Origin of the sequence: Methylobacterium oryzisoli (assembly GCF_046557895.1) — a bacterium.
GTDB lineage: Bacteria > Pseudomonadota > Alphaproteobacteria > Rhizobiales > Beijerinckiaceae > Methylobacterium > Methylobacterium oryzisoli.
Window position 1 is genome coordinate 29,835 of sequence record NZ_JBKIBX010000048.1, and the last position, 5,571, is coordinate 35,405.

General features: G+C 73.6%; 6 protein-coding genes. 2 read left to right on the forward strand and 4 right to left on the reverse strand.

Annotated features, from left to right (window positions below):
* Positions 1-144: 144 nt before the first annotated feature.
* Positions 145-708: a GNAT family N-acetyltransferase gene (locus ACKUB9_RS29235; RefSeq protein WP_407529487.1), complete on the forward strand. Its 564-nt coding sequence runs from the start codon at positions 145-147 to the stop codon at positions 706-708.
* Between the two features lie 11 nt (positions 709-719).
* On the opposite strand, the gene ACKUB9_RS29240 is transcribed toward ACKUB9_RS29235, so the two are convergent.
* The 4 genes from ACKUB9_RS29240 to ACKUB9_RS29255 all read right to left on the reverse strand — a co-directional run bounded on the left by ACKUB9_RS29240 (position 720) and on the right by ACKUB9_RS29255 (position 4,729).
* Positions 720-2,075, reverse strand: a complete 1,356-nt coding sequence (locus tag ACKUB9_RS29240; RefSeq protein WP_407529486.1) for a hypothetical protein — start codon at positions 2,073-2,075, stop codon at positions 720-722.
* Between the two features lie 4 nt (positions 2,076-2,079).
* On the reverse strand, positions 2,080-4,167 hold the full coding sequence (locus ACKUB9_RS29245; protein WP_407529485.1) for a caspase family protein: 2,088 nt from the start codon (positions 4,165-4,167) through the stop codon (positions 2,080-2,082).
* Between the two features lie 76 nt (positions 4,168-4,243).
* Positions 4,244-4,459, reverse strand: a complete 216-nt coding sequence (locus ACKUB9_RS29250; protein ID WP_407529484.1) for a hypothetical protein — start codon at positions 4,457-4,459, stop codon at positions 4,244-4,246.
* 9 nt (positions 4,460-4,468) lie between these two features.
* Positions 4,469-4,729: a hypothetical protein gene (locus ACKUB9_RS29255; RefSeq protein ID WP_407529483.1), complete on the reverse strand. Its 261-nt coding sequence runs from the start codon at positions 4,727-4,729 to the stop codon at positions 4,469-4,471.
* Positions 4,730-4,944: 215 nt separating this feature from the next.
* Here ACKUB9_RS29255 and ACKUB9_RS29260 point away from each other — a divergent pair, with 215 nt between their 5' ends.
* Positions 4,945-5,553 (forward strand): Uma2 family endonuclease, encoded by a 609-nt coding sequence (locus tag ACKUB9_RS29260; protein ID WP_407529482.1) that lies wholly within the window; start codon positions 4,945-4,947, stop codon positions 5,551-5,553.
* The last annotated feature ends 18 nt before the right edge of the window (positions 5,554-5,571 follow it).

Genomic DNA, 5,571 nt, shown 5'->3' on the forward strand with positions numbered 1-5,571 from the left:
CGCCTCCTCGCCCCGGCTCCTCCGCCCGCACGGGCGGGAAGCGGGGTGCGTCCCGCACTGAACCCATCCATCGGTCCCGGACGGCCCGCCATGTCTCGGCGGGTGCGAGGGCTGTTCTTTCCTGACCTTCGGGAGGGCACGGCCGTGATCCAGATTCGCGACGAGCACGTCACCGACATCGCCGCCCGCGAGCGGCTGCTCGACACCTGCTTCGGCGAGGCGCGCTTCGCCAAGACCTGCGAGCGCCTGCGCGAGGGCCGCCTGCCGGCCGAGGGGCTGGCGCTCGCGGCCGAGCAGGACGGTGGCCTCGTCGGCACCGTGCGCCTCTGGGACGTCTCGGCGGGGCCGGGCCGGCCGGCGCTGATGCTAGGGCCGATCGCGGTCGCGCCCGGCCTGCAGGGCGCCGGCCTCGGCGGCCGGCTGATGCGCGCGGCGCTGGCCCGCGCCGCCGCGGCCGGCCACCGCGCCGTGATCCTCGTGGGCGACGCGCCCTACTACGCCCGCTTCGGTTTTTCCGCCGCGGCGACCGGCGCCCTGTGGCTGCCCGGCCCCTACGATCCCGCGCGCTTCCTCGGGCTCGACCTCGTGCCCGGCGCGCTCGCGGGCGCGGGCGGTCTCGTGCAGGCGACCGGCCGGCTCGCGCCGCTGCCAGACCTCGCGGCCCTGGTGGCGGCCGAGGCGGCGCGTCCGCTCGCCATCGCGGCGTAGCGGCGGGCGCCTCAGCGCACGACGATGCGGGCCGTCGCCTCGGTCACGCCGGGCGTCAGCCGGATCCGCTCCAAGAGATCGAGCACGTCGGAAGGCGCGAGCAGGCGCGCCTCCGCGTCGGTCCCGGGCGCCGCCGCGAGCCAGCGCGCCTCCAGCTCCGGCGGCAGGCCGCCCTCGACGCCGAAGCAGGAAAACAGGTTCTCGAAGGGCTCCGCGGCGACGATCTCGTCGAGCCCGTAGCCCCGCGGGTAGCGCCGCGCCTCCCCGGGCTTCAGCGGCGCCTCCGAGGCGTCGTTGCCGCGCACCGGCAGGGCGACGAAGGCGGTCTCGTCGGGCGCCATCACCCAGCAGTAGAGTTTCTGGCGCGCCCGCGAGTCGATCCGCAATTCCAGGCGCTGCCCGCGGGCGAAGGGCGTGGCCGCGGCCGCCACGGAAAGGCGCCCGCCATCGGTGCGGGCCGTGGCCGCGACGTGATCGAGGAAGGGCCGCGGGGTCGGATCGCAGCCGAGGCCCTCGATGCCGATGCGCCGCCGCCCGCTCGGCGCCAGCACCGCGCCCTCGCGCTGGAATTCGACCTCCATCCACGATTGCCGGTCCCGGTCGGTGAGGAAGCGCCCGCTCGCCGTGAGGCCGCCGGCGCAGGCCGTGCCGGGCGGGCGCCGCCGCACCTCCAGCTGGCCGCCCCGAAGGATCCGGTTCGGCGCACGCGCCTCGGCGTCGAGCGCGATGACGAGCCGGTCGGTGAGCGCCGCCGCGCAGGTCGAGTGGCCGCCCTCCGCCACGAAGGGGCAGACCTCCACCGCGCGGGCGTTCGGCGCCGCCTGGGCGAAGGCCCGCACCGCGCCCTCCAGCACGGCGTCCACGTCCGAGACGCCGGCTCCGGTGCGGATCGGCAGCACCAGGGGCTCGCTCGTCGCCTTGCACTCGGCCGTGCGGGTGACGGCCTGGAGGCGCAGAGCCACGGTCGCGCCCGCGCGGCTCGCCCCCACCAGGAAGACGCTGGCCTCGCCCGCGAAGGCGGCGCGGATCTGCGCCTCGGCTTCCGCCGCGGAGAGGCCGGTGGTGCCCTCGCGCAGGGCCTTGATGCGCACCACGTCGGCCGCCGCCGCGAGCTTCACCCGGCCGGTGGCCTGGAGCCGGCTCTCCACCGCGAGGCGCACCTCCTCGGCCTGCTCGCGCGACAGCGCGGTCTGGCCCGGCTCCACGCCCACCACCGCGAGGGTCAGGTCGCGCCGCCCTGCGCAGGCCGCGACGGCGTCGAGGAACGGCGACAGGGCGGCCGTGCCCGGATCGGCCCGCACCGCCGTCGGAAGCAGCGCGGCCAGGAGAGCGGCCAGCAGGAGCGCGGCCACGAGGCGTGCCGTCACCCCCTCACTCCACCTCGTTCGCCTTGGCGTACTGGTCGAGCGCGCGCACGAAGACCGGGTTGAAGCGGCCGTCGAGGGCGCCCGAGTAATAGTCGGCCTCCTTCACGGCGCGCTGCACGGTGCGGATCGTCTCGGGCCTGAGTTTCTGGGCCGCCGTGTCGGTGGCCGAGACCGAGGCGGCGCCGAGTTCGCCGCGCTTGAGCGCCCGCAGCACCATGTCGGAGGCGCTCACGCCCGGGAAGTAGCGCCCGAAGCCGTTGTCGATCAGCGTCGCCATGGTGGCCATCGCCACGGGATCGCCCCGGTCCGCCGCCTGCCGGAAGAGGTCGAACCCCTTGCGCAGGTCGCGCGGGAAGCCGTAGGCGCCGGTGGCGTAGTGCGGCACGAGCTTGCTGATCGAGGGCACGTCGCCGCCCTCGGCCGCGCGCTTGTAGAGCGCCACCGCCTCCGCCTCGTTCTTCGGGATGCCGTTGCCGTATTCGAGCATCCGGGCGGCGTTGGCGAGCGCCACCACGTTGCCGCCCTCCCCCGCCTGCCGGTAGAGCCGGAGGGCCTCGCCCTGCTGGCGCTTCACGCCCTGGCCGTTCTCGTAGAGTGTGGCGAGGTTGTTCATCGCCGAGATGCTGCCGTCCTTTGCCGCCTGGGAATAGGCCGCGAAGGCCTCCTTGTAGCGGTCGGCCCGGTCGTAGGCGCGGCCGAGCTGGTAGCTGAGGCGCCGCAGCTTGGGATGCGCCGCGCTGGCAGTGCGACAGGCCTCGATCGCGGCGGCGGCCTCGATGCGCCCGAGCTTCACGCCCGCGACCTCCGGCGGCCGGTCCGGGTCGTCGGTGCCGGCGGCGAGCGCGTCGCAGCGCTTCACCCGGGGGTCGCCGGACGGGTCGGAGCCGCCGGGATACGCCACCGCGAGGTCGCGATAGGCGCAGACCTCGCGGCAGGACTCGAGGTAGGCCTGATATTTCTTCTCCGGTCCGAGGCGCGCCCAGTTCTCCTGGTCGATCGCCGCTGCGTCCCGGCGCCGGCCGGCGAAGAGGCGCTCCATCGCCTGCTCGCGATAGGTGCAGGTCTCGCCGCAGCTGCCGATATAGGCCTCGAAGCCTTCGCGGGTGCCCAAGGCTTCAGCCCGCCGCCACGCCGCCTCGTCGCGGATCGCCGCGACGCCCTTGGCCACCGCCGGAATCGGCAGTGCGGCCTTGAGCATGATCGGCGCGTCGTCCACCTCCGGGATCTGCTCGCGCCCGCTCGCGCGCCGGGCCGCGGCCTCCACCTCCTGGCGCAGGTAGCGCTTCAGTTCCGGCCACGCCACCTGCCCGTCCCCGTCGCCCGTGCCGTCCTTCGCGTCGGCGAGGCCCGAGACGCCCATCAGGAACCGGCTCGTCATCAGGCCGAGCCGGTTCGCCTCGTCCCAGTTGGCCGGCGTGGCGCCCGAGGTGGCGACGAGCCGCACGATGCCGCCGCCCGTCTTCGGCCGGGCCGGGGCGAAGCCCGGGGCCGAGACGGCGAGCAGGCTCTCGCCCTTGCGGCCGGTCTCGCCCGTGAAGCAGGCATCGACCATCACGACGAGCTGCCGCTCCGGGCCGATCTTGCGCTTCACGAGGTCGAGGTTGCGGTAGAGCGTCTCGAGGAGGTAGCCGCTCTCGCCCTGGTTCGGGTTGCCGTCCTCCGGCAGCAGGAAGGGCTGGCGGGTGGCGAGGTCGGGCACGCCGTGGCCCGAATAGTAGACGAAGACGTTCGAGCGCCCCTCGCGCACGCTGCGCCAGAGCCGGCCGGATTGCGGGTTGCGCTCGGTCCCGAAGACTTGGTTGAACTCGTTGAGCGTGGCGTCCTTGAGCACGAAGACGTTGGTGTCGCGGTAGCCCAGGCGCTGGATCAGGTAGTCCCGGATCGCGTCGGCGTCGTTGTGCGCGAAGTCGACCGGGACCGTCTGCTTGTAGCTGCGGTTGCCGATCACCACGGCGACCGATTCGGCATTGTCGGCGAAGATCTCCGGCTCGGCCGCGTGGACGAGGCCGGCACCGAGCAGGCCGAACAGAAGGGCAAGCGCCGGAACGAGACGGCGCCCCACCCCCGTCCACCCCTGGAATCGTGGTCGCATCTCCGCTTCTCCTAAGGGCGCTGGCGTCCCGCCGGTGTCGTGGTCCTGCGCGGTGTCGCCCGCCCCTGGGGCAAGATCAGGGCAGAGGAGCAGCCGGGATCCGCGAAGCCGAGCGGCCCGCCATGGCGCCCGGCTCACCGGGGCCGGCCTCCGTCTTCGGACCGAACGGCGGAGGCCGGGACCAACCGGCCTGCCCGTCGTCGGACGAGGCTCGGGCCTGGGCGAGGCCGAGGAGCGCCAGCACGAGGCTGAGCGCCAGCAGGCGGGCCGGCGAGAGCGTGCGCGTCAGCATGCGGCGCCCTCAGCGCAGGTAGAGGCCGCCGCCGCAGCGCCGGACCCGCCGCGGCTCGATGTAGCCGGTGCGCGTGTTGTAGACCTCGACGGTGCGGTAGACGCAGTACCGGCCGGAGTCGCGGCCGTTGTAGTAGACGGCGCCGTTGTCGAGATCGATGCCGAGGAATTCCGGGCGGCCCGCCCCGGGCTGCTGCTCCGCTTGGGCGGGTGCGGCGACGATGCCGGCGGCGAGTGCGGCGGCGAGGATGGCGAGTGTGGTGCGGCTCATGGATCGTCTCCCTGGTGCGGGAGCGCCGTCCGGCCGCCCCCGCCGGAGACGTGGGCGGGGCAGACGCGTTTTCGCGCGCCCCGGCCCGAGCGAGGGGGCGAATCCTCTCCGCTCCGGCCGCTCGGCGGATCCAACGGTGCGGGCGGCGCTCGGTCGCGGACATCACCTTTGGGCGCTCATCGCGATGCGGTAAGCTCATCGGTACGGAGGGCCACATGGCCGACGTCGCAGAGCAGCATCATCCCCTGACGATCGCCGAGTACGACCGGTTCGTGGAGGCCCAGCACGACGACCGCGCGTGGGAACTCGTGGACGGCGAGCTCGTGATGATGAGCAACCCGACGGAGAACCACGAACAGATCGCGGGCAATGTCGGCGCGCCGCTGAAGCTGGCGATGGATGCCGCCGGGTGCCGGAGCTACCAGGGCGGCATGCGCGTCCAGCGCTCCGCCGACAGCCGCGGCAAGGACAAGACGAAGCCCGACATCGTCGTCCGGTGCAGCCCACGGCAGAACCAGACCTTCGTGACCGACCCGCTCGTCGTGGTCGAGGTGCTGTCACCCTCGACGATGGACCACGACCGGGGCGGGAAGCTCAAGTTCTACAAGTCGTTGCCGACGCTCCGTCATGTCGCCCTGATCTACCAGGACCAGATGCGCGTCGAACACTACGAGCGGACGGAGGATGGGTGGCGTCTCGGCGTCCTGACCGCACCAAACGACATTCTCAGATTCGACGCGGTCGGTTTCGAGATCGACCTCGATCGCGTCTACTTCGATGTCCCGGTATCCCGGCCGATCATGGATGCCGGCCACACGCGCTGAGGCCGGCCGGGGGCGCGC

Bases quoted from the DNA above. Each gene is read 5' to 3' on its own strand.
- ACKUB9_RS29245 (WP_407529485.1), bottom strand. From the start codon at position 4,167: ATGCGACCACGATTCCAGGGGTGGACGGGGGTGGGGCGCCGTCTCGTT.
- ACKUB9_RS29250 (WP_407529484.1), bottom strand. From the start codon at position 4,459: ATGCTGACGCGCACGCTCTCGCCGGCCCGCCTGCTGGCGCTCAGCCTC.
- ACKUB9_RS29255 (WP_407529483.1), bottom strand. From the start codon at position 4,729: ATGAGCCGCACCACACTCGCCATCCTCGCCGCCGCACTCGCCGCCGGC.
- ACKUB9_RS29260 (WP_407529482.1), top strand. From the start codon at position 4,945: ATGGCCGACGTCGCAGAGCAGCATCATCCCCTGACGATCGCCGAGTAC.